This is a genomic window from Rothia sp. HMSC072E10 (assembly GCF_001813965.1).
GTDB lineage: Bacteria > Actinomycetota > Actinomycetes > Actinomycetales > Micrococcaceae > Rothia > Rothia mucilaginosa_A.
In genome coordinates this window covers 362768-386841 of the sequence record NZ_KV814486.1, presented here as the reverse complement: position 1 = coordinate 386841, position 24074 = coordinate 362768, and the positions used below count along the sequence as shown (strand labels likewise).

General features: G+C 63.3%; 21 protein-coding genes and 1 pseudogene. 9 read left to right on the top strand and 13 right to left on the bottom strand.

All coding sequences use genetic code 11. The annotated features are described in order from the left end of the window. Positions 1–74: 74 nt before the first annotated feature. The 4 genes from HMPREF2944_RS03320 to dapE all read right to left on the bottom strand — a co-directional run bounded on the left by HMPREF2944_RS03320 (position 75) and on the right by dapE (position 3854). The gene (locus HMPREF2944_RS03320) at positions 75–452 is read right to left on the bottom strand and encodes a twin-arginine translocase TatA/TatE family subunit (RefSeq protein ID WP_049332091.1); all 378 of its coding nucleotides are present in this window, start codon (positions 450–452) and stop codon (positions 75–77) included. Positions 453–730: 278 nt separating this feature from the next. Beyond that, positions 731–2098, bottom strand: coding sequence for a hypothetical protein (locus HMPREF2944_RS03315; protein ID WP_070680407.1), 1368 nt, complete (start codon positions 2096–2098; stop codon positions 731–733). Next, on the bottom strand, positions 2095–2478 hold the full coding sequence (locus HMPREF2944_RS03310) for a hypothetical protein (RefSeq protein WP_049332089.1): 384 nt from the start codon (positions 2476–2478) through the stop codon (positions 2095–2097). The genes HMPREF2944_RS03315 and HMPREF2944_RS03310 overlap by 4 nt, the downstream gene beginning before the upstream one ends. A 221-nt stretch (positions 2479–2699) precedes the next feature. Then, entirely contained in the window at positions 2700–3854 is a 1155-nt protein-coding gene (gene dapE / locus HMPREF2944_RS03305; protein WP_070680405.1) for a succinyl-diaminopimelate desuccinylase, read from the bottom strand. Between the two features lie 105 nt (positions 3855–3959). Between dapE and dapD the strand changes: the two genes are divergently transcribed. The 7 genes from dapD (at position 3960) to HMPREF2944_RS03270 (ending at position 10907) form a co-directional block, all read left to right on the top strand. Next, positions 3960–4925, top strand: a complete 966-nt coding sequence (gene dapD, locus HMPREF2944_RS03300; protein WP_049343895.1) for a 2,3,4,5-tetrahydropyridine-2,6-dicarboxylate N-succinyltransferase — start codon at positions 3960–3962, stop codon at positions 4923–4925. Positions 4926–5190: 265 nt separating this feature from the next. Further along, positions 5191–6075 (top strand): DUF4253 domain-containing protein, encoded by an 885-nt coding sequence (locus HMPREF2944_RS03295; RefSeq protein WP_070680399.1) that lies wholly within the window; start codon positions 5191–5193, stop codon positions 6073–6075. Positions 6076–6267: 192 nt separating this feature from the next. Then, positions 6268–7281 (top strand): UDP-glucose 4-epimerase GalE, encoded by a 1014-nt coding sequence (gene galE / locus HMPREF2944_RS03290; RefSeq protein WP_070604114.1) that lies wholly within the window; start codon positions 6268–6270, stop codon positions 7279–7281. 376 nt (positions 7282–7657) lie between these two features. Next, the gene (locus HMPREF2944_RS03285; RefSeq protein WP_070680396.1) at positions 7658–8422 is read left to right on the top strand and encodes an amino acid ABC transporter ATP-binding protein; all 765 of its coding nucleotides are present in this window, start codon (positions 7658–7660) and stop codon (positions 8420–8422) included. A gap of 15 nt (positions 8423–8437) precedes the next feature. Beyond that, a complete protein-coding gene (locus HMPREF2944_RS03280) occupies positions 8438–9268 on the top strand; it encodes a glutamate ABC transporter substrate-binding protein (RefSeq protein WP_070680394.1) in 831 nt (276 codons plus the stop codon). A 20-nt stretch (positions 9269–9288) separates the two neighbouring features. Further along, on the top strand, positions 9289–9972 hold the full coding sequence (locus HMPREF2944_RS03275) for an amino acid ABC transporter permease (protein ID WP_070680389.1): 684 nt from the start codon (positions 9289–9291) through the stop codon (positions 9970–9972). After that, positions 9969–10907: an amino acid ABC transporter permease gene (locus HMPREF2944_RS03270; protein ID WP_070680387.1), complete on the top strand. Its 939-nt coding sequence runs from the start codon at positions 9969–9971 to the stop codon at positions 10905–10907. Before HMPREF2944_RS03275 ends, HMPREF2944_RS03270 begins: the two co-directional genes overlap by 4 nt. Positions 10908–11030: 123 nt before the next feature. On the opposite strand, the gene dapC is transcribed toward HMPREF2944_RS03270, so the two are convergent. From dapC to HMPREF2944_RS08980, 6 genes and pseudogenes are all read right to left on the bottom strand, one after another. Further along, on the bottom strand, positions 11031–12170 hold the full coding sequence (gene dapC / locus HMPREF2944_RS03265; RefSeq protein WP_070680384.1) for a succinyldiaminopimelate transaminase: 1140 nt from the start codon (positions 12168–12170) through the stop codon (positions 11031–11033). Between the two features lie 206 nt (positions 12171–12376). Beyond that, entirely contained in the window at positions 12377–12697 is a 321-nt protein-coding gene (fdxA, locus tag HMPREF2944_RS03260; RefSeq protein ID WP_049332074.1) for a ferredoxin, read from the bottom strand. A gap of 364 nt (positions 12698–13061) precedes the next feature. Then, positions 13062–14450, bottom strand: coding sequence for a PIG-L family deacetylase (locus HMPREF2944_RS03255; RefSeq protein ID WP_246826241.1), 1389 nt, complete (start codon positions 14448–14450; stop codon positions 13062–13064). A gap of 267 nt (positions 14451–14717) precedes the next feature. After that, positions 14718–16628, bottom strand: a complete 1911-nt coding sequence (gene typA, locus HMPREF2944_RS03250) for a translational GTPase TypA (RefSeq protein ID WP_070680379.1) — start codon at positions 16626–16628, stop codon at positions 14718–14720. 203 nt (positions 16629–16831) lie between these two features. Beyond that, positions 16832–17911, bottom strand: a complete 1080-nt coding sequence (locus tag HMPREF2944_RS03245; protein ID WP_246826244.1) for an NAD(+) diphosphatase — start codon at positions 17909–17911, stop codon at positions 16832–16834. Continuing rightward, positions 17897–18352 (bottom strand): annotated as a pseudogene (locus tag HMPREF2944_RS08980) (acyltransferase family protein); the annotation flags it as partial. The gene HMPREF2944_RS03245 and the pseudogene HMPREF2944_RS08980, both read right to left, overlap by 15 nt. A gap of 317 nt (positions 18353–18669) precedes the next feature. On the opposite strand from HMPREF2944_RS08980, the gene pgi reads away from it, so the two are divergent. Next, the gene (gene pgi / locus HMPREF2944_RS03240) at positions 18670–20346 is read left to right on the top strand and encodes a glucose-6-phosphate isomerase (protein ID WP_070680376.1); all 1677 of its coding nucleotides are present in this window, start codon (positions 18670–18672) and stop codon (positions 20344–20346) included. Between the two features lie 127 nt (positions 20347–20473). Here the strand turns inward: pgi and HMPREF2944_RS03235 are convergent, their stop codons facing one another. From HMPREF2944_RS03235 to HMPREF2944_RS03225, 3 genes are all read right to left on the bottom strand, one after another. Next, positions 20474–21178 carry a pyroglutamyl-peptidase I gene (locus tag HMPREF2944_RS03235; RefSeq protein ID WP_070680373.1) on the bottom strand — a complete coding sequence of 235 codons (705 nt, stop codon included), beginning with the start codon at positions 21176–21178 and terminating at the stop codon, positions 20474–20476. Positions 21179–21184: 6 nt separating this feature from the next. Beyond that, complete coding sequence (locus HMPREF2944_RS03230) at positions 21185–21775, bottom strand: LOG family protein (protein WP_049332063.1); 591 nt, start codon at positions 21773–21775, stop codon at positions 21185–21187. Positions 21776–21932: 157 nt separating this feature from the next. Continuing rightward, the gene (locus HMPREF2944_RS03225; RefSeq protein ID WP_083313057.1) at positions 21933–22487 is read right to left on the bottom strand and encodes an NUDIX hydrolase; all 555 of its coding nucleotides are present in this window, start codon (positions 22485–22487) and stop codon (positions 21933–21935) included. A gap of 254 nt (positions 22488–22741) precedes the next feature. Between HMPREF2944_RS03225 and HMPREF2944_RS03220 the strand changes: the two genes are divergently transcribed. After that, on the top strand, positions 22742–24074 hold a 1333-nt coding region (locus HMPREF2944_RS03220; RefSeq protein WP_246826240.1), incomplete at its 3' end, for a hypothetical protein.

Here is a 24074-nt window from a genome sequence, read left to right as displayed (position 1 = left end):
AAGCTGACGCAGAAAAGCTGATACAGAAAGAACCCCGCGCCGTGACCGGTGCGGGGTTCTTTCGTTTCAAAATCTTAGGTGGCGTCCACGTCAAAGGGGGCGTACGCGCCTCGCGGGAGGGAATGGCTCTCGGCCTTCTCCTGCTCCTTCAGCAGCGCCTCCTCGCGGGCCTTCGCCTCGCGCTCGCGCTCGGCGTCATCCTCGGCGAATGCCTGACGCACAATCACGCGGGGGTCGTACTGGCGGGGGTCGTACTGGCGCCAGTTGATGTCCTCCAGGCCCGTCTCGCCCAGGGCCTCTTTGAAGTCGTCCTTAGCGTCGAAGGCCATGCGGCGCACGGTCTTGACGAACTCGCGAATCTGACGGGCGTATTCGGGCATGCGTTCGGGGCCAATCACCACAAACGTGATGATGGCCAGAATAATCAACTCGGTGCCACTAATACCAAACACAGAATATAGATTATCAGCTCCGGGCCGGTGCCGCCGACCAAAAGGGCCCATACGAACGTGTCTTTAAGCTCTGGACCTGCGGGATGCGCGAGCTAAAGCCCCGCCGAAAGCTTTGCGCCCTCGGCTAAGAACGCCACAACAGCGGTTTACGGCGGATAATCCCCACCGCCGGGTTAAAACGCTGCGGCTCCTACCGCAGACACGCCCGCCTCCCGAACGCAAAAGACCGCCGGCAGCACACCGGCGGTCCCAAGCACCCGTTGGAAAGAATCAGCGGTTTACGGCGGATAATCTCCACCGCCGGGCAGCTGTTTCCAATGCCACAGCCAGCCAACCCAGCCCCACTGCGCGCACGCGCCCGCAACCAGCAACGCCCAGCGGTAAGCTCGCGAACGGCTCAGCGCCGCAATCACCACGACCAGCGGGAGCAGCGGTAGCAGCAGACGGAACGTCGACGACTGCGGGTTGAGGAACAGAATCAGGTAGGCGAAGTAGCAGACGCACCACAGATTCAGCGGGGCCGCCAAAACGCTTCGCGCCACCGGGCTCAGGCACAGCGCGGCGAAACCCAGGATCAGCAGAACCAGCAGGATCGGGGCCGCATACCCAAAGTAGATGTACCCCTGTGTCAGCCACGGCTGAATCGGCGCCAGATGGGTACCGCGCCACGCCGTCTCCGTGGCGGTGTACGCATCCACACGGCCGGTAGCCCACCACGCAATCGCGGGCCACACCAGCGCGCACGCGCACACCAGCAGGGCGCTCACCAGCTGCCCCGCACGGCGCACAAACGCCGTGCCAATGCCCATAGCGCGACTCGACCGAACCCAGCAGGCGAACCACCACAGGCCCGCCGCCGCCCCCAGCGGAACGCCCACCGGGCGGGAAAGGCAGGCCAGGGCCGCAACCGGCACCAGCCAGCCGTAACGCCCCTTCACGAGGCACAGCAGTGCACCGGCCAGGAACACCAGGTTCAGCGACTCGGCGTAAGGCACCTGAAGCACGGGAGTCACCGGCAGGAACGACACCAGGGCCGTGCCCCACAGCGCCAGCGAGGAGGCGGGCTCAGCATCGGCGGAGTCAGATCCGGAACGCGCGAGGCGGGCCGCCTGCACCGAGGCGTCAAAGAGCAGGTAGATGATCCAGGCCGCCGCGAAACCGGCCAACAACGCGACGGTGGCGGCCACCGGGTAGTAGGCGATGCCCGTCAGGCGGCTGATTCCCTGCGAGAGTAGCGGAAAGATGGGGTAAAACGCCCACTGATTCTGCTGGACGACACCCATCGCGTTGACCGGCAGCTCGCTCGGGTAGCCGTTGAGCGCAATCTGCTCGTACCAGCCGGCATCCCAGGTGCTGATGAAGGAGAGGTAGCTCAGGTGCTCGCCCCAGGGGCCGCGCAGCTGCTGCTGGCCGACCACGGCGAACACCACGAAGCCCCACACACGCGAAATCCCGTAGATGAGCAGCACCGAAAGCCAGGCCGGCAGGGCGCGCAGACGCTCCCCCACGCGGCGCAGACGCTCGGCGGAGGAGGTGTACATCCATGTCAGGGCCTCGTCGAAGGACTCGGACCGGTTCTGCTCGACGCGGGATGCGGTATGCTCCGCCGGCTCGCTCGATTCGGTGAGCCCGGCGCGTGCGCTCATCGGGCCTCCCCGCTCTGCGGCTTCTCGGCGGAGGATACCGCGGAGGCGCCCGAGGGCTTGTCCACGTGGTGATCCACGAAGTCGTGGGCGCTCAGGGTCCGCTCAACGTTACCGGTATGCGGCACGGCCAGAGGAAGGGGTTCCGGCTCTTCTTGCACGGCCCGGGGGCCCTCGGCGGGCACGGCCTGCGATGCGGGGGCCCTGAAGGGCTTGGCGATGACGTCCAGGTCGTCGACCGTGTCGAAGACTCCCAGGCCGTCACGGCCCACGGCGTTGAAGAACGCTGCGCCGGGCACGGCGCGGTGGCCGCCGAGCGCAATCACCGTGAGCGAGGCAATGACCAACAGGATCAGGGCGAGCAGAATCAGAAGAATGTTCAACTCTGTCCTCTCGAATAACGTGTATGGTTACTCTCCATCTTAGAAGAGAGATGCGTTGTCTCCCCTTCTATGACGCTGTGAGATGCCGGCCGGCCGGGGCGACAACGCGGTGGCCGGCAGGCGGAGGGCTTTGGTCCGGGTTCGCGCACGGGGTTCGCGCACGGGGCCCATGCCGCCGTTCGGCACGCAACCGGGCCGGGAAGCGCCTCCTAGCCCTCCTCCTAGTCCTCGTCGTCGCGGTCGCTGAGCAGCCAGGCGCGCAGGTCCGCGTGGCAGCGGGTCAGCTGGCTGAAGCGTACGTGCTCGTTGTCGGTATGGGCCAGCAGGGCGTCACCGGGGCCGAAGTTCACGGCCGGGATTCCGATTTCACTCAGGCGCGCCACGTCCGTCCAACCGTACTTCGGCTGGGGCTCCTGCCCCACCGCCTCAATCAGGGAGGCGGCCAGCGGGGTGTCCAGACCGGGTCGGGCCGCCGGGGAAAGATCCACAAAATCCAGCTCGTAACCGGCGAAGACCTCACGCACGTGGGCGACCGCCTCGTCCAGGGTCTTATCGGGGGCGAAACGATAATTCACGTGCATTGCCGCCGCGTCGGGAATCACGTTGCCGGCCACGCCGCCAGAGATCTGCACCGCGTTCAGGCCCTCGCGGTAGTCCAGCCCCTCCACGGCGATGGTCTTCGGCTCGTAGGAGGCGAGCGCCGCCAGCGCGGGCGCCAGGGCGTGGATTGCGTTCTCGCCGCGCCAGGCCCGGCCCGAGTGGGCGGCCAGGCCGCGGGTGCGCACGAAGAAACGCATGGTGCCGTTGCAGCCGCCCTCAATCGTGCCGTTGGTCGGTTCGAGTAGCACACCGAAGTCGGCGTCGGTGATGAGCTCGCCGTGGTTACGGATCAGGCGCGCCAGGCCGGAGAGCTCACTCGCGACCTCCTCGTGGTCGTAGAAGATGCAGGTCAGGTTGTAGTCGGTGTCCCGCGCGGTCAGCTCGGCGGCAAGCTTCAGCTGGACGGCCACGCCACCCTTCATATCGGTCGCGCCGCGTCCGTAGAGCACGTACTCGCCGTCTTCCTCGCGGACGGTTGCCGGCACGGTGCCGAGGGAACCCTCGACGGTGGGCAGGGGCACGGTGTCCAGGTGACCGGCCAGGATAATGCGGGTGCGCTCCCCCTCTTCACCGGGCATCGGCGGGAATTCGGTGCGGGCAATAATGGCGTCCCCGTCGCGGGTCAGATGCAGGTGCGGGTAGGCCGCGAGCGCCGCGTACACGGCATCGGCCAGGTCCTTCTCGTGGTCGGATACCGATTCGTAGTCGAGCAGGGCGCGGGTCAGCTCGGGCATGGATACGTTCAGGTCCAGGGGTGCGTGGTGATTCACAGTCATCCCTCCACGATACAGGCTGGGGGCGCCCAGCATCCCGGGGCGCGCGCATCTGTTCGTGAGACGAACGCCGACGATCCTGATGCTCGGTGTGCTACAGCCCATATAATGGTGTGCATGTCTGAAAACACTCCCCGCTACGCCTCCGGCGTCGCACTGGTCAATGTTGTTGTCTCTGGCGAGCACGCCGGCACCGTCCTGGATGCCTGGTTCCCCGCCCCCTCCCTCACCCAAACCCCCGACCTGTCCATCGCGGACGAGCTGGAGGAACTGGCCGCCGAGCACCCGGCGCGCAATGCCCGCACCGAGGTGCGCACCGCCTCCATCAACCTGGATGAGGCCCCCGAAGACGCACTCGACGCGTACCTGCGTCTGCACCTGCTCTCCCACACCCTGGTTCGCCCTAACGAGCTGAACCTGGACGGCCTGTTCGGCACCCTCGCGAACGTGGCGTGGACCAACCACGGCCCGGTGCTCGCTGCCGAGTTCCAGAAGCTCGCAATTGGTCTGCGCAAGCTGGGCCACCTGAGCGTGAGCCACATTGATAAGTTCCCCCGCCTGGTGGATTACGTGGTTCCCGCCGGCGTACGTATTGGCGACGGCGATCGCCTGCGCCTGGGCGCGCACCTGGCCTCCGGCACGACCGTAATGCACGAGGGCTTCGTGAATTTCAACGCCGGTACCCTGGGCACCTCCATGGTTGAGGGCCGTATTTCTCAGGGCGTTGTGGTGGGCGACGGCTCGGATGTGGGCGGCGGCGCCTCCACGATGGGTACCCTCTCCGGCGGCGGCAAGAAGCGCGTATCCATTGGTGAGCGTTCCCTGCTGGGCGCGGAGTCCGGTATCGGTATTGCCCTGGGCGATGACTGCGTGGTTGAGGCTGGTCTGTACGTGACCGCCGGTTCGCGCGTGAGCGTGCTGCTGCCCGGTCAGGAGGCGCGCGTGGTGAAGGCTGCGGAGCTGTCCGGCGTGTCGAACCTGCTGTTCCGCCGCAATTCGCTGAGCGGCGCGATTGAGGTTCTGCCGCGTGCGAAGAACACCGTGGAGCTGAACGAGGCACTGCACCTGAACTAGTGCTGGGTCTGAACTAGTCTGGGCCAGCCTGGGCTAATGCCGGCCGCCCCTGCGGGCTTGAGGGGTCGGGATGCGTGAAGCATCCCGGCCCCTTTTCTGCGCCCGGTGTTCCCTCGTCCGCCGCTCTTACAGGCTGGGCGCGAATCCGCGGCGGCTACGATGACCGTTTTCAGGGCGGGATGCTCGGGCTTTCGCTAGGCTGGTAGTACCGGGTACACCCCACCCGCCATGACTGACCACCTGCACAGTTCAGAGAGGAATTCAGATGCCCGAATCACCTAAGTCAGAGTCGACGATGAGCGAAACCTACCGGCACTTTACGCGCCTCTTCCCCTACCCGCACGAGCGTATTCCAATGGGCGCTCCGGCTGCTGATGCCATGGCTCGTTACGATGAGTTGGCTAAGCTGGGGCGCGCGGAGGGGTTCGTCCCCTTCTTCCTGAACCTGAACGATACGGTGCTTGAAAGCATGGTCATTGCGGTGTCCCTTGAGCACGACATCATTGACGATGTTGAGACTCTGACCCCCGAGCAGGTGAGCGCCTACACTCGTGCCGTCCTGCAGCGTTACCGTACCGCCCGGGGTGCCGCCTCCGCCGAAGAGTACGGTAGCGCCGCCATTGCCCAGCAGCTGCGCCGGGTTGCCGGCGATGGCGAAGATACTAGCGAGGACGACCCGGACGACTTCAACCTCAACGAGCTTGTCGACGAGTTTATGAGCTCCGATTTTCTGCCCGATGAGGAGCCCGAAGATGACGCCCCGACTCTTTCTGCCCTGCTCCGCTACGAGCTTGCGGATGAGGAGGATCAAGGCGAGATGCTTCTGCTACAGGTTCCGACCGATGACCCCGCCGATATTCCCGCGTACCTGCCCTTTGGCGGCTGGAATGACTGCCCGGACGCTCAAACGCAGCTGGCGTTCACCCACTATTGGCGTAAAAAGTACGGTGCCATCCCGGCGGCTCTTGACGGTGCTGACTGCCTGGAGTTTCTGGTGGAACGCCCCGTCACCGACCCGGTCGAGGCGAAGAATCTGGCGGTCGAGCAATTCGCATTTTGTTCCGATCTTCCGTTCCAGGTGTTTGAAGATATTGAGCAGCTGACGGAGTTCATTCACCAGAGCCGCCAGTGGTATTTCTGGTGGGATTAGACGCAAGCTATACAGCGAGGTGGGGGCGAGTGGCGACACACCTCAATAACGCCTCCCACGTGCTCACACCGGAGTGCACAAGCGCACAGTGCATAAAACCATTCTGTTGCCTCGACCCCTGTACCATTAGATACAGCTCAACAGCACATGCTCCGTCCGGTTCACGCCGGAATTTTTGCTCGAAAGGACATCATGAAGGTACTCGTTACCGGCGGTGCCGGCTACATTGGCTCGCACACCGTACTTGAATTGCTCAAGGCAGGCCACGACGTCGTCGTCATGGATAACCTCGCCAACTCCTCCGAAGAGTCCCTCAAGCGCGTCACCGAGCTGGCCGGCCGCGCTCCCGAATTCCACAAGGTTGATCTGCTCGACCTCGAGGGCATGAAGGCCCTCTTCAAGCAGGTTCGCCCCGACGCCGTGATTCACTTTGCGGGTCTGAAGGCTGTGGGTGAGTCCGCTGAGAAGCCGCTGTGGTACTACCAGACCAACGTGGCCGGCACCCTGAACCTGCTCTACGCCATGGACGAGGCCGACTGCCACTCCATCGTGTTCTCCTCCTCCGCTACCGTGTACGGCGAGCCCGAGTCCATGCCGCTCATCGAGAAGATGAACATGGATGCGCAGTCCTGCTACGGCCGTACCAAGGAGCACATCGAGGACATGCTGGTCGACCTGGCCGCTTCCGACTCCAAGTGGAACATTGCTCTGCTGCGCTACTTCAACCCCGTTGGTGCACACGAGTCCGGCCGTATCGGCGAGGACCCGGCGGGTATCCCGAACAACCTGGTGCCCTTCATCGCCCAGGTTGCAGTGGGTCGCCGCGACCACCTGAACGTCTTCGGCAACGACTACCCGACCGTTGACGGTACCGGTGTGCGCGACTATATCCACGTGGTCGACCTGGCCGACGGCCACCTGAAGGCGCTGAACTACATTGCTGAGCACGGCGGCCTGCACACCTGGAACCTGGGTACCGGTAACGGCTACTCGGTTCTGCAGGTTCTGCACGCATTCGAGGAGGCGTGCGGTAAGGAGCTGCCGTACAAGATTGTGGATCGTCGCCCCGGTGACGTTGCGGTCTCGTACGCCGACCCCTCCTCCGCCCTGGCTGACCTGGGTTGGAGCGCTACCCGTGATATCAAGACCATGGTTCGCGACCACTGGAACTGGCAGAAGAATAACCCCAACGGTTACGAAGCCTAAACAGTTTTAGCCCCTCCTGCGGGGGTGTTACAGGATGCCCGATAGGTGTTGTCTCACCTATCGGGCACTTTTCTGCGCTTTTTTCGAAATTTTTACCAAGTCGTGACTACCTCCCCAAAGGCGTTTGACACCTCGTGAGTGAGTAGAGATAGGGAAGAATATATTCCCTAGTCAGAGCCTTTTGTGAAGATGGGGTGTTTTTTACCCATATTTTTACGTCAAAAATACTATAACTATGCATTCATGCTTAAAAATTCACATTGCTTACACAGTAAAGTGAATATTTTGCAGACAGGAAACCGCATGAGGCGTAAGCTGAAAACTCAGCATACAGACAACCCGCATCATAGACGCACCTCACGTGAAAGGGTTCATCATGTCCGCACAGGCAGCTCCCGAAGCGCAGAAAAACCTCATCGAAATCGCCAACGTCAACAAGTACTACGGCACCAACCACGTTCTGAAGAACATCAATCTTTCCGTGGGAAAAGGTGAGGTCGTCGTCCTCCTCGGCCCCTCCGGATCCGGCAAATCCACCCTCTGCCGAACCATCAACCGCCTCGAAACTATCACCAGCGGATCCATCACCATTGACGGACAAGAACTACCCGAAGAAGGCCGAGCCCTCGCCAAGCTCCGCGCGGAAGTCGGCATGGTGTTCCAGTCCTACAACCTCTTCGCGCACAAGAACATCCTCGATAACGTAACCCTTGGACCCCGCCGAATCCGCAAGATCTCCAAGTCGGAGGCAGAAGCGGAGGCCATGAAGCTACTCGCAAAGGTCGGCGTGGATTCCCAGGTGCACAAGATGCCCGCAGAGCTTTCCGGCGGTCAGCAGCAGCGCGTCGCCATCGCCCGCGCACTCGCCATGAGACCTAAGGTCATGCTCTTCGACGAACCCACCAGCGCGCTCGACCCCGAAATGGTCAACGAAGTGCTCGACACCATGGTCTCCCTCGCACGGGAAGGCATGACCATGATCGTGGTGACCCACGAGATGGGCTTCGCCCGCAAGGCAGCAGACCGCATCGTCTTCCTTGCCGACGGCGAGATCGTCGAAGAGGCGCACCCGGACGAGTTCTTCACAAATCCGAAGAGCGAGCGCGCCAAGGACTTCCTCTCCAAGATCATCAACCACTAAAGCAGAGGGACCGACATGCAAAAATATTCACGCAAGCTGGCGGCACTCGCCGCAGCAGCATCCCTCGCCCTCACCGGTACTCTCGCAGGATGCTCCAGCGCAGAAAGCGACCACAAGATCCGCATCGGCATCAAAGTAGACCAGCCCGGCCTCGGTTACCAGGACGGCAACACCTACACCGGTTTCGACGTGGAGGTGGCGCGCTACGTCGCCGGTAAGCTCGGCTACTCCGAAGAGCAGATTGAGTTCGTCGAATCCCCCGCCGCTAACCGCGAAAACATGCTCAATACCGGTCAGGTAGACATGATCTTTGCGACCTACTCCATCTCTGATAGCCGTAAGAAGACCGTGGACTTCGCCGGCCCCTACTACACCGCGGGCCAGGACCTGCTCGTGCGTGCCGATAACACCGATATTCACGGCCCCGACGACCTCAACGGCAAGAACCTCTGCTCCGTGACCGGCTCCACCAGCGCCAAGAAGGTCCAGGACAAGTTCGCCAAGAACGTGAACCTGGTCAAGCAGAATAGCTACTCCGACTGCGTGGTCGCCCTCAACGGCGGCGTGGTGGACGCCGTCACCACCGACGACATAACCCTCGCCGGTCTGGCAGCCACCAAAGCGAACAAGGGCAAGCTGAAGGTGGTTGGTGCCCCCTTCACCACCGAACGCTACGGCGTGGGTCTGCCCAAGGGCACCGACAAGTGCGAAGCCGTGAACAACGCCATCAACGAGATGGTTGCCGACGGTACCTGGGAGAAGCTCATCACCAAGTACACCGAAGGCACAGGCTACCACTACAACACCGAAACCAACCCGCCGCACCTGGGCACCTCCTGCGCCTAGGCCTCTAGAGAGGTTCACGAATGTCATTCTTTGACCAACTCGGCACCCTCCTGTCCAAGTACGATGTGGTCGGCGCCTTCATGACCAATATTGAGCTGACCTTCTGGGCGGCCATTGGCTCGTTCGTTCTCGGTACCGTGCTGGCGCTCATGCGCATCAGCCCCGTCCCGTCCCTGCGATGGGTGGGCACCGCCTACGTGCATACTGTCCGTAATACTCCGCTCACCATCATGATGACTTTCGCCATTTTGGGTGTGTGGACGCAGTTCCAGCTCTCCTTCTCGCACGATTTCGACACGAACTTCTTCGTGTACGCGGTGATTGCCCTGTCGATTTACCATTCGGCGTTTATCTGCGAGGCGATTCGTTCGGGCGTGAACACCGTTCCGAAGGGTCAGGCAGAAGCTGCCCGCGCTATTGGTCTGGGCTTCTTCGACACCGCCGGCCTGGTGATTTTCCCTCAGGCTCTACGCGGTGCCATTACCCCGCTCGGCAATACTCTGATTGCGTTGACGAAGAACAGCACTGTCGCCTCGGTCGCGTCGGTGGCTGAGGCCTCCGGGCTGATGAAATCCATGATTGAGTTCGACGCGAACATGGTGCTCGCTATCTTCATCATGTTTGCGATGGGCTTCGTCATCATTGTTGTTCCCATTGGTGCGTTGACCACCTGGTCATCCCGTAAGCTGGCGGTGAAACGATGAAAAACCCCTTTATCAGTAACGAAACCCGCGGGACCTCGTCGGTTCTCTTTGACGAGCCGGGTCCCGTGGCTCAGCGCCGCACCCGCATCTTCAACATTGCGGCCCTGGTTGTCTTCGCAATTTTCGCGGTGTACGTGCTGACCGTGATGGGCCAGAAGGGCCAGCTGGAGGCGGAGAAGTGGACCGACCTGTTCACCGCCCGCGCCTGGAGCTCCTACTACCTGCCGGGCCTCGCCTCGACCCTGTCGGCGGCAGCGGTTTCGGTGGTTACCTCGGTTGCGTTCGGTGTGGTCTTCGGTATTGCTCGACTCTCCCAGTACCGCGTTATCCGCTGGTTCGGCACCGTGGTCGTGGAGTTCTTCCGCGCCGTGCCCGTGCTGATCATGATGATCTTCTTCTGGCTGTTCTTGGGCAAGTACAGCGGTCTTCCGCCTGCTCAGCTGCCCTTCATCGCCGTGGTCATTGGTCTGACCCTGTACAACGGTTCGGTGATTGCTGAGCTGCTGCGTTCGGGCGTGAAGCAGCTTCCTCGCGGTCAGGGCGAGGCGGGTCTTGCGATTGGTCTGACCCCGACCCAAACGCTGATTCGGATCCTGCTTCCGCAGGCGTTCACCGCAATGATGCCCTCGATGCTCAGCCAGTTCGTGGTGATTCTGAAGGATACCGCCCTGGGTTACATCATATCCTACCCGGAGCTGCTCGCCTCGGCGCGCCGCATCGGTTCCGGTGACGGCAACGTACTGCAGACCCTGATTCTGGCGGCGGCACTCTTCGTGACGGTGAACTTCGTGCTGACGGCTGTAGCAACCGGCATTACGGACAAGCTGGCGTCGCGCACCTCCGCGAAGGTGACCCGAAACCTGATTCCGGACGCTCTGGATAACCCGAACCCGCCGACCGTTCAGATGTTCGTGCTCCCCGGCGACCGCAAGTAGCCACGGCCGAGGTACAGCAAAGCCCCCGCACTCCCCTTTCGGGAGGGTGCGGGGGCTTCTCTGCTATGCAGGTTAGGTCCCCGGCGAGAGGCTCGGTAACGCCGCGCGGATGGGCCGGCCAGTCTACTTAGCCGCGGAGGCCTTCAGACGCTCGGCGGCCTTGGCCACGGCCTCGTCGGAGGCGGTCAGGGCGATGCGCACGTAGCCCTCGCCGTCCTCGCCGTAGAACACGCCGGGTCCGGCAATGATGCCCAGCTCGGCCAGGCGGCCGATGGAGTCCCAGGTGGACTCGCCGAAGGTGGTCCACAGGTACAGGCCCGCCTCGGAGCCCTCGATGCGTCCGCCGGCGGCGGTTATGGCGTCCTCCAGCACCTCGCGGCGGGCACGGTAGCGGTCCTTCTGCGCCGCAACGTGCGCCTCATCGCCCAGGGCGGCAATCATGGCGGCCTGCACGGGCGCGGGCACGATCATGCCGGCGTGCTTGCGGCTGTTGATAATGTTCGGCATGAGCTCGGGGGCGCCGGCCACGAAGGCGGCGCGGTAGCCGGCCAGGTTCGACTGCTTGGACAGCGAGTAGACGGCCAGCAGGCCGGTGAAGTCGCCGTCGCACACTCGCGAATCCAGGATGGAGGGCACAGGCTTACCGCCGCGGGCCTCGTCCCAGGCGCCCCAGCCGAGCTCCGCGTAGCACTCGTCAGAGGCCACCACGGCACCGATTTCGCGGGCCTGCGCGACGATTTCGCGCAGCTGCTCCACGGTGCGGACCGTGCCGTTCGGGTTGGCCGGGGAGTTCACCCAGATCAGCTTCACGCGGCTGCGGGTGTCGGCGTCCAGCTCGCCCAGGCTGTCGGCGGGCACGGATTCGGCGCGGGCGAAGCGGGCACCCATATCGTAGGTGGGGTAGGCGATGCGCGGGTACACGACCACGTCGCCGGGGCCCAGGCCCAGCAGGAAGGGCAGCCAGGCTACGAGCTCCTTCGAGCCGATCGTGGGCATGATGGCCTGCGGGTCCAGGCCCTTCACGCCGCGGCGGCGCTCAAACCATTCGGCGATGGCCTCGCGCAGGGCGGGGGTGCCGTGGGTGGTCGGGTAGCCGTGGGCGTCGGATGCCTCGGCGAGCGCGTTGCGGATGAGCTCGGGGGTGGGGTCCACGGGGGTGCCGATGGACAGGTCCACCGGGCCGTCGGGGTGAGCCGCGGCGGTGGCGCGGTAGGGGGCGAGCGCCTCCCAGGGGTATTCGGGCAGGTTCAGGCCGTAAGTCATTGTGTCACCTGGTCGCTTGGGGATTTTTCGTCACTCCAGTCTATCGCCCGGGCTTCGGGGCTGACTAGAGGAAGAGCCCCCATCCCAGCGCATAGACAGCTTGTCCAGGGGCGCACCGCGTGCGGTGCGCATCGGCCGGGGTGGGGGCTCGTGCATCCGGTCACTCGCGCAATTACTCTGCGGGCGCGACTGCTTCAGGTATGGGGTTAGTTGCTCTGCGGGGGCAGTGCCGCGATGAAAGGCACGTCCTTGCCGGTGGGACCGAGCTTTGCGGCGCCGCCGGGGGAACCCAGGTCGTCGAAGAAGTCGGCGTTGGCGCTCACGTATTCGCTCCACTCTTCGGGAACGTCGTCTTCGTAGTAGATGGCCTCGACGGGGCAGACGGGCTCGCAGGCGCCGCAGTCCACGCACTCGTCGGGGTGGATGTACAGGGTGCGGTCACCTTCGTAGATGCAGTCCACGGGGCATTCTTCAACGCAGGCGCGGTCTTTGACGTCCACGCAGGGAAGCGCGATAACGTAGGTCATGGGTCGGTGCCTTTCTCGATGCTGTGCGCCCTGTGCCCGCCGGTCTGCGGGTCGCCTTCTCCAGGGCAGGGTCTGCAGAGTAAACCGCCGAGCGTGTGGTGCTCGGCGGGGAAGTCTTTGTATAGTCTATCGCGCGCTCGGTGTTTTATCGTATTTTCGTGGTGTATTAGACAGCGAACGGCGGCGGGCGGGGGCCTATTTTTTAGGCAAGCCTGCCCTGCCGCCGTTCATTATTTCACCTAGTCAGTGAATTATAAAAATACCCAAATTATATAAATGAAATCTTCGTCACATTAATTTGTGGGTGGGCACAACCCTTTTTCCCACCGAGGAAAAACACGCAATAACGCATACTTTTTCTTCGCTATTTATCCCGACCCTCGGCCTTGGCACGCGCACGCTGATGCGCCGAACGGGCCGAGAAGTAGCGCGCATCCTTCACCCGGTTGCGCGTGTACGCGAACATACCCAGCATCGCCGCCACCGGCGCGCCGAACCACCACAGCGCACCGTACAGGCCGATGGCCGAGTGCCCCGGGTTAACGAGCACGAAGGGCGAGTCAGGGCGGCCGTAGGCCAGCCAGTACACGGTCACGAAGGCCACAGCACCCACGATAGCCGCCGTCATGCCGCGGCGCAGGGCAAGCGCGCTCCACAGGGAGGCGAAGAAAATCGTCAGGTACGCGATAAGCAAGCCCACGGGCAGGGCAACATCGCCTGCGTACACAACCCAGGCGTGGTAGATGGAACCGGCGACGGCCGCCACGGTGCCCAGAATCACGCCGGTCAGCACCGTGGAGACGAGCCCCGCCTCCTGCGGCTTCGGGTTGACCGTGCGGGTGGGGTCGCCGTCGAGCACGCGGTAGGTCTCAACGGCAGAAATCTTCTGCGGCACCTTATTCGAGTACTCGAAGGTCTTATCGTCCAGCACCGTAATCTGGGTGCGGTGCGCCTCCATAGCCTTTCGCTTGGCGGTGCCGTCGCCAAAGATAGCGGCCTGCACGCGGGTGTCCTCGGGGTTGTACTCGCCCTCAATGCCCCAGGTAAGCAGCGGTCGGTCCTCGTCATCCCCCAGAATCTCTAGGGCACGCTTCACGATTTGGTGCACGCGCACGTGGTCGGGGTGACCGTAGCCGCCGTCGGCGTCGTAGGTGACCAGCACATCCGGCTGAATCTCGTGAATTGCGGCGACCAGGGCCTGCGCCTGCGGTTCGAGGGGCTGGGCGGTCAGCGAGGCATCGCTCGAGACGGGGTTGGCGATGGGCTTACCGTTCGGGCCCCAGGCCATGCCGGAGTCGCGGTAGAGGGCCGGCACGCCCTCGGCGGTGGCCGGCTCCTGACCGAGGAAGAGGTGGCGGTGCACGCCCAGGGCCTCGAGGGCACCGTTCAACTCGCCCACGCGGTACTCCCCCAGCGCTTCGCCGTTGTCGGTGCATCCGGGCTTACCGACTTCCAGGTGCTGTAGCTGCGGCGGGATGACCTCGCCCAGCTCACCGCGGGTTGCGGTGATGAGGTACACCTCGGCGCCCTTCTGCGCGTAGTATGCCATCGTCGCGCCGGTCGAGGAGGTCTCGTCGTCGGGGTGAGCATGCACGAAGAGGATGCGCGCCTGCTCCGAATCGTAGTTTGTGGGCAGCAGGTCGCGCTTGGCCCCGGATGCGATGCGCTCACCCTGCGTGGGGTAGCTGGGGGTCGCGGCTTCCTGCGGCTTCTGCTGCTCGGCTTCCTGCAGGCTGTTGTCGGATGCGGACACGGGAATTCCCTCTCATAACGCACGGACTGGGATGTGCCTCTGGGGCTCACGCCTCACCCCGCGCGCAGGGCGTCTGCGGGGGTGCACGCTGTCTCAGCACACGGTCTTATCTTACACGGCGGCGGGGGCAGGCTCACCTCAGTATTGAGCGGTCCCGGTTTCGCTCCCCGACCTGCCCGAATACGCAGAGCCGCCGCCCTCTTCCTTCCGGAAGGTGGCGGCGGCTCTTCGAAACGCTACGGCCCGATGGTCGTACCGTCAGCGCAATTAGTTGGCGCGGGCGCGGCGGCGGAACTCGCGCACACGCTCGTTGGAGTCAAGGATGACCTTGCGGATACGGATGGCCTCGGGGGTCACCTCAACGCACTCGTCCTCGCGGGCGAATTCGAGGGATTCCTCGAGGGTCAGCTTCTTCGGCGGGGTCAGGTTTTCGAAGTTGTCCGCGGTCGAAGAACGCATGTTGGTCAGCTTCTTTTCCTTGGTGATGTTCACTTCCATGTCGTCGGCACGGGAGTTCATACCCACGATCATGCCCTCGTACACCTCGGAGGTGGGCTCCACGAAGAAGGTGCCGCGCTCCTGCAGGTTGATCATCGCGTAGGGGGTCACCACGCCGGCGCGGTCAGCAATCAGCGAACCGTTGGTGCGGTACTCAATCTCGCCGGCCCAGGGCTCGGGATCAATCGAGTACGAGGAGGAAATGCCGGCACCGCGGGTCTCGGTCAGGAACTGGGTGCGGAAGCCAATCAGGCCACGGGCGGGAACGGCGAACTCCATACGGACCCAACCGGTACCGTGGTTTGCCATGTTCTCCATGCGGCCCTTACGAGATGCCATCAGCTGGGTGACGGCGCCCAGGTACTCCTCGGGCACGTCGATGATCATGTGCTCCATGGGCTCATACACCTTGCCGTCGATGGTCTTGGTGACCACCTGGGGCTTACCCACGGTCAGCTCGAAGCCCTCGCGGCGCATCTGCTCCACGAGGATTGCCAGGGCGAGCTCGCCACGGCCCTGAACCTCCCAGGCGTCCGGACGCTGGGTGGGCAGAACCTTGATGGACACGTTACCGATGAGCTCGCGGTCCAGGCGGTCCTTCACCTGACGCGCGGTGACCTTTGCGCCCTTGACGCGGCCGGCCAGCGGGGAGGTGTTGATACCGATGGTCATGGAGATCGCGGGGTCGTCCACCTTGATTAGCGGCAGGGGCTTGGGGTTCTCGGCGTCGGTCAGGGTCTCACCGATGGTGATGTCCTCGATACCCGCAACCGCGACAATCTCGCCGGGGCCGGCGGACTCGGCGGGAACGCGGTCCAGCGCCTTGGTGGCCAGCAGCTCGGAGATGCGGACGTTCTTGATCTCGCCGTCGTGGCGTGCCCAGGCGACGGTCTGGCCCTTCTTCAGGGTGCCGTTGAAGATGCGGACCAGTGCCAGACGGCCCAGGAACGGGGAGGAGTCCAGGTTGGTCACGTGTGCCTGCAGAACCTCGTTGGGGTCGTAGGTGGGGGCGGGCACATGCTCGATGATGGTCTTGAACAGCGGCTCGAGGTCGTCGTTGTCGGGCAGCTGGCCGTCGGCGGGCTGGTTCAGGGAGGCGGCGCCAGCCTTACCGGATGCGTACACCACCGGAACGTTCAGCACAGCGTCCAGGTCCAGGTCGGGAACCTCGTCCGCCAGGTCGGATGCCAGGCCGAGCAGCAGGTCCATGGACTCGCTCACGACCTCGTCGATGCGGGAGTCGGGGCGGTCCACCTTGTTGACCACGAGGATCACGGGAAGCTTGGCGGCCAGTGCCTTACGCAGCACGAAGCGGGTCTGGGGCAGCGGGCCCTCGGAAGCGTCCACGAGCAGCACAACGCCGTCAACCATGGACAGGCCGCGCTCCACCTCGCCACCGAAGTCGGCGTGGCCGGGGGTGTCGACCACGTTGATGGTGATGGTCTCGCCGTTAGCAGAGGGGCCGTTGTAGAACACGGTGGTGTTCTTCGCCAGAATGGTAATGCCCTTTTCGCGTTCGAGGTCGCCGGAGTCCATGACTCGGTCTTCAACATCTGCGTGGTCAGAGAAGGCGTGGGTCTGCTGCAGCATCGCGTCGACGATGGTGGTCTTACCGTGGTCAACGTGTGCCACGATGGCCACATTACGAAGGTCGGGGCGCGAAGCGGTGTTTTCAGACATGCGTAAAGTTTCTCGCTTAAATCTAGGGGATAGTCCTGCCAACGGCTGATGCGCTCCGGGCGCGGGGGTGCAGGAGGCAATCCTCAGCTGGAGAAACCTGCCTTGTTCGCTTCTGCCGACTGTACCTTCGGGTGTGAAACTCCGCTGTATGCGGGCACGGCAAAAGGGACCCCCCTCCGTTGGGCTTAGCTACCAGTGTAGCACTAGGGCTTTTCTGCGAGCCAGTCATCCAGCATACGACGGGCCACGGCGTTGGTGCCGGGCAGCTCAAGCTTGGCGGGGTCGTCCTGCCCGCTATTGCCGCGTTCCTCCGAGATGGCGATCGCCTCGCGCAGCTGCTCGGCGGTAAACCAGCGGGCGGCTCGAATTTCACCGTCGTGGTGAACGATGGGCTCGTTCTCGTCCACGGTCACCCGGTAGCAGATCATGAGCGAGCGCGGGAAGGGCCACACATCGCTCATGCGGTACTCGCTGCGTTCCGCGCGCAGGCCGGTCTCTTCGTAGACCTCGCGGGCGATGGCATCCTCGAGGTTTTCGCCCGGGTCGACGAACCCGGCGATGAGTGCGAAACGGTTGGGGTGCCACTGGCGGTTATTGGCCAGGAGCACGCGTTCGCTGTCGCGGCTCATGACCAGGCCCATGACTGCCGGTTCGATGCGGGGAAAGACCATTTCGCCGGATGCGGTGCGGCGGATTCCCTTGCGGCCGATGGGGGCTTCTTCACCGGTGTAGGCGGAGTACCGCATTTCGATGAGGTAGTCGCGGCGGGCCAGGGCCGCGGCGTAGCGGGCGCGGCCGAGCGGATCGCGGTGCACCGGGTAGTAGCGGAAGCCGCTGGAGGAGGCCTGCACGGGTCCCTCCTGACTGTTCGGTTCGGCGGCGTTGAGTTCTGCGGCGACGGCCTGAAGCGCGTCGTCCTCGCAGTAGAGGGCGTGCACCTCTGCCGTCGGGGTGCCCGCCGCCGGAGCAGCCGTTGCGGGTGCGTGCTCATCGCGCGCGCCTTCCCTCGCGTTGAACCCGGGGATGAGGTCGGGCTCTAGAACGGGGTTCGGTCGGAGTACGGTGCGGCCCAGCACGGCACCTTCTTCGGCCAGGGTGCGGGGCAGGACGCGCACGTAGTGCACGGTGCCGTCCGGGTTGGTCAGGGTTTCACCTGACCGGGAGACGACGAGGTAGAGGGACTGGTCGGATGCGGTCTGGGCTGATTCATGCATAGTCCCAATGCTACTCCGTCTCGTAACGCTCCCCCCGCCCTGCTCGCCCGGGAAGGACTGCGCATCCACGGCGCGGGCGCTCCAGGCGGTCGGCGAGAGCACCAGGAGGCTACCGGCGAGGGTCAGCAGAATCACGACCGAAGCTGCGGGTAGCAGACGGGTGAACACGTGGGTCCAGTAGTTGAGGAGATTGAGGGGCTTACCCTCGTTGATCTTCCGCATGAAGGAGAGCGAGAGCAGGAATGTGGAAATGAACAGGAAGACGTCCACACCGCCGGAAACCTTGCCCACCCAGACGTGGTAAACCACGACGAGGAGCACTGCAAAAGCACGCAGACCCTGGATTTCGGGGCGGAAACCGCGGCTTTCCAGGAAAGACTCGTAGGGAGGGTTCTGGCCGTTTTTGGGCACACGAACCCCCTGGTTAAAAGCTATGTTGTGTTGTCCTGAGTGTTGTGTTTGAGAGTAGAAAATCGTTCCCAGCCCCAAAAGTCGTACCGGGCGGGGCATCTCACAAAGTGCCTGGGAACGCGTTGAGGGAGTGATCCTCGAGGTGTTTCTGCATCCCAGGCATTATTCAGCCCGGTCTAATGTTTTTTAAAGTGAAAGTTCAATGTTTGTGGGGCATCTCCCATTTTCTTGAGGTATATCCGTCCATCCCCTAGATATGCCTCTGACAAGCCAAACCATTCTTTTCAACCTCTACAGATTGCCTACCGAGGTGCAAACGGGCTCACCGGGTGTCCATTTTCGATTTTTTCGCTGTATCGTCCCACATCACCCTCGAAAGAGGTGACAGCGGCTCCCGAAAATAAGAGAATGGAAGCATGACTACTTCTATTGACCCCACGACCACCTCTGCCTGGTCGGCTCTGTCCGCTCACCACAAGGCTCTCACCCCGAACCTGCGCGAGTGGTTTGCCGCCGACCCCGCCCGTGCCGAGAAGTTCAGCTTCACCGCTGACGAGCTGCACGTTGACCTTTCCAAGAACCTGATTACCTCCGAGACCGTTGAGCTGCTGCTCAAGCTCGCCGAAGAGGTCAAGCTGGAGCAGGCTCGCGAGGCCATGTTCTCCGGTGAGCACATTAACGTCACCGAGGACCGCGCCGTGCTGCACACCGCCCTGCGCCGCCCCGAGGGTTACACCCCCGCGCTGACCGTTGATGGCCAGGACGTAGACGCCGATGTGCACGCCGTACTGAAGAAGATTTACGCCTTCGCCGATCGCGTGCGCAACGGCGAGTGGACCGGTGTGACCGGCAAGCGCATCGAGACCGTGGTGAACATCGGTATCGGTGGCTCCGACCTGGGCCCGGTCATGGTGTACGAGGCTCTCAAGCCCTACGCCGATGCAGGCATCACCGCCCGCTTCATCTCCAACATTGACCCGACCGACGTGGCCGAGAAGGTCTCCGACCTGGATCCCGAGACCACCCTGTTCATTGTCGCCTCCAAGACCTTCGGTACCCTGGAGACCCTGACCAACGCCCGCGTGGCCCGCGAGTGGCTCATCTCCTCCCTGCGCGAGGCTGGCGCTCTGGACGGTAAGGAAGCATCCGAGGCCGTGGCAAAGCACTTCGTGGCTGTCTCCACCGCGCTCGACAAGGTTGCCGCATTCGGCATCGACCCCGAGAACGCTTTCGGCTTCTGGGATTGGGTGGGCGGCCGCTACTCCGTGGACTCCGCCATCGGCACCTCCCTGGCTATCGTGCTGGGCCCGAAGGTCTTCGCTGACTTCCTGGCCGGCTTCCACGCTATGGATGAGCACTTCCGCACCGCTCCCTTCGAGAAGAACGTCCCCGTTCTGATGGGTCTGCTGAACATCTGGAACGTGAACTTCCTGGGTGCTGAAACCCACGCGGTTCTGCCCTACGATCAGTACCTGCACCGCTTCCCCGCATACCTGCAGCAGCTGACCATGGAGTCCAACGGCAAGTCCGTGCGCGCCGACGGCTCCTTCGTCAACTACGCAACCGGTGAAGTGTTCTGGGGCGAGCCCGGCACCAACGGCCAGCACGCCTTCTACCAGCTGATTCACCAGGGCACCCGCCTGATTCCCGCGGACTTCCTGGCCTTCGCCAACCCGGTCCACCCGACCAAGGACGGCGAGCAGGACGTTCACGAGCTGTTCCTGGCTAACTTCTTCGCCCAGACCCAGGCTCTGGCGTTCGGCAAGACCGAGGAAGAGGTCCGCGCAGAGGGCACCGCAGAGCACGTGGTCAACGCACGTATCTTCAGCGGTAACCGCCCCTCCACCTCCATCATGGCACCGCGCCTGACCCCGCGCGTTCTGGGCTCCCTGATTGCCCTGTACGAGCACATCACCTTCGTTCAGGGTGTTGTGTGGGGCATCGATTCCTTCGACCAGTGGGGTGTTGAGCTGGGCAAGAAGCTGGCCCTGGACCTGGTTCCCGCTATCGAGGGTGACCGCGAGGTTCTGGAGCGTCAGGATTCTTCGACCGCTTCGCTGATCGACTACTACCTGAAGAACCGCACCAAGTAGTAACTCAAACTTACGCTCGAGGGTTTTAGAACCTGCGGGCGTAGGATACACAAACCGCCGGATAGTCTCCCAGTTGGGAGGCTATCCGGCGGTTTTGTTATACGGGTCTTAGCTATATACCGTGCTGCTAGTTCACGGCGGGCAGGGTGTCGGAGGCGACCTCAGCAATAATGCGCACCACGGTGGATTCGGGCAGCTGCGGGATGCCCTGCTCGTCGCGAACCACGCCACCGGCGTCGCGGTGGGCGGTCATCTCAACGCCCTCGGTCGCCTCTTCACCGTCGGCATCCTCTTCACCATCAGCACAGATTGCGGGCACGTGCACGAATCCGGCGGGGATACTCAGCCCCAGTTCGCGGCTGATGCGCTGGCCCTCGTAGAACACGTGGTTGCACACGTAGGTTCCGGCGGTGTACGAGATCTCGACGGGTTCCCCCGCCGCACGCAGACGCTCAAAGCTGGCGCGCACCGGCAGGGAGGAGAAGTACGCCTCCCGGCCGTCCGGAGCGATCGGCTCATCGCAGCGTCGGTCGCCGTCGTTATCTTCAATACCGGCGGAGTCCAGGTTGATAGCGACCTGCTCGAGGCTCACCACGTCGCGGCCAACCGCCACGCCCAGGCTGATGAGCGCGTCGGGCTGCACATCCTGCAGGGCGGCGCGCAGTGCGGCACTGGATCCGTCGTAGCTGACGGGCAGCTCGCGGGCCACGACGCGCAGGTCCGGGCGGGCGGTATTCAGCGCCCGCACGGCGCCTTCTGCGAGCGCCACGGTGGGGTTGACGGGCACGCCGGGGAACGGTCCGAAGTAGGTCAGTAGCAGGGTATTGGCCATGGCAGTTTAGCTTTCTGCGTTGGTCTTTGTGGCGGCGCGGCGCTCTAGGTCCTTGGCGAGCGCATCCAGCAGCTCCTCGGGAGTGGTCGCGATAATGAGTTCGTCCAGGTAGCGCTCGTTCAGCAGGCCGGTGGAGGCCATGTAGTGCATCGCGTCGATGAGCTTATCCCAGTAGCCGCTCACGTTCAGCAGCGCAACCGGCTTGGAGTGGATGTCGAGGAACTGCCAGCTGAACACCTCGAAGAACTCTTCCAGGGTGCCGGGGCCGCCGGGCATGGCGACGAAAGCGTCGGCCTTCTCGATCATGGCGATTTTGCGCTGGTGCATGGTGTCCACAATGTCGAGGGTGGTCTGGCCGGGGTAGACGCCCTCCAGACCGACCAGCTTGTGGGTGACCACGCCGTAGACCACGCCGCCGGCATCCAGGGTCGCGCCCGCGACGGTGCCCATCAGGCCGGTGCGGCCGCCGCCGTAGACCACGCCAATATTGTTCCGAGCGCAGAGGGTGCCGAGCTCGCGGGCGCGCTCGGTGAAGAGCGGGTCGTTGCCGGAGCGTGCGCCGCAGTAGACGGCGAGGTTGTAGTCAGTCTTCTTCATGGTTCTCCTTGGGTTGTGCAGCGGGTGCGCGGCGTTGCGCCCCGCCTTCTATGGGTTGTCTGTTGTTGAGGGTACCGGACGTACCTGTGTACCTCATGTGTGCAGGGTAGCCCTGTGGATAAAACGGGGGCTCTAGGCCGCCGGGTCCGCCGATATGCTAGCCCCGCGGAACCGGAGTGGCCGCCAGCAGCGGGAAAATCTGCTCGGTATTCAGCGGTGCCTGCGCGGCGATATCTGAAGGGCGGGCCATGGCGGGATCGACCCAGCGCAGCTCGGCAATTTCTGCCTGCGGCACCAGCGTAGCCAGCTGCTCATACTGCTCGTCGGTGGGGGCGTACTCGAAGGTTTCGGCGCGTACCGTAAAACCGGACTCGTTGAGCGCGGCGGCCTCCAGGGTGCCGAGGTAGCGCATCCGGACGGGGTCGGGGGTGAGCCCGATTTCTTCGTTCACTTCACGGCAGGCGGTCTGTAGCGGGGTCTCCCCCGGTTCGGGTTTGCCGCCGGGCATCATGAACCCGTCGCTGCCCTGCTTGCGCACGGTGAGTACGTACCCCCGCTCGTCGCGAATGGCTACGGCGCACACGTTGACGACGCGGTGCACGCTGTCGATGGCGCTGTGCTCAGTAGCGCTGTACTCAATAGCGTTGGGTTCGGCGGGCGGGGCGGGCGGGGCTGCTTCTACTCGGTTCTGCGGGTTCTTCTGCGTGGGCATCTTTCTACCCTAGCATTTCTGTATCCTCCACCCGGCGCTGTGCGTGTTTGTCTTATTCATCCGCCCTATTGTGCGCCCTGCAGGCGTTGGTTTTATGTAATATTTCGGCGAGTTATCTTATGTCCGGTTCATGCGTTTAGGTGCGTGTTACGGTGTAATTAACCGCGATGTCGCGGTACCGTATACGCACTCGACTTGGCGCGATACAGGAAGAGTGCGGATCACTCAATCACCCATGTAGAAGGAACTTCATGATGGCTAACTCTTCTCGTGCCCGCCGCTACGGTAGCGCCGGCGCTTCTGTTCTTCTTGCCGCATCCTTGAGCCTGGGCGCTCTGCCGTCTGTTGCGGCGGCTAATACCCCGAATCCGGTTAACCCGCCGGTTATTACGGTCTACAACTACAAGGTTGAGACCAACACCCGTGAGTTGAAGACCGCCCTGCGTCTGAACAAGATTACGTTCAAGGCAACGAATCTGCCCGCGAAAACTACTGCTTTTTCCCCGGCTTTGCATGAGGCAAACCATAGGGGTTTCCCGTTGCTGAACCCGATTCAGACGGTACCCGTTGCGGGCCCGTTCAAGGATGGCACGGCGACTGCGACCCATTACGTTCCGGGAGAATGGATTGACCCGGCTAAGAACTACAGCTTCGTCGCTAATATCACCGTTGATGGTTATACAGGCGGCAAGGTGCTGCGCATGGACGTTGTGAAGGACAGTGCCGCGCCGGTTCTTCAGGTGGATTCGCCGCGCCTGAACACCAAGGGTGAAACCGTGCTGAAGGTACGCGGTACCGGCTACACGGGTGAGGCGACCCCGCACGGTGTGCGTGTGGTGGTGTCTGACACGAATGTGTGGGTTCCCGGTCGTTTTCCCCAGCAGGGTATGCGCTTCGCGGCTCAGGTGACGGTACCGGCATCGCAGATTCACAACGGTGCTTTTGAGACGGAGGTGAAGGTTCCGGCGGATGTTGCGGCGACGCTGAATACCTCTCACAAGTACATTGTGGGCACCATGGCTGCTGGCGTTGAGGGTGCCGAGTACGGTTCGTTTGATGCTCAGAAGCCTCTTGAGCTTTTCGCGCAGGAGCCCGTGGTGTCTGCGGTTCCGACCTATGCTCCGACGGTGGCGCCCCTGCCCGAGGCAACCGTAGGCGTGAACCCCACTGACGCACCCACCGTAGCACCCCTGCCGGAAGCAACCGTGGGCGTGAACCCCACCGACGCACCGACCGTGGCTCCTCTGCCCGAGGCAACCATCGGCGTGAACCCGACCGACGCACCGACCGTGGCGCCCCTGCCTGAAGCAACTGTGGGCGTGAACCCGACGGATGCACCCACCGTAGCACCCCTGCCGGAAGCAACCATTGGTGTAAACCCCACTGACGCGCCCACCGTGGCTCCTCTGCCCGAGGCAACCATCGGCGTGAACCCGACCGACGCACCGACCGTGGCGCCCCTGCCTGAAGCAACCGTCGGCGTGAACCCCACCAACGCGCCGACCGTAGCGCCCCTGCCTGAAGCAACCATTGGTGTAAACCCGACGGACGCGCCCACCGTGGCACCCCTGCCGGAAGCAACCGTGG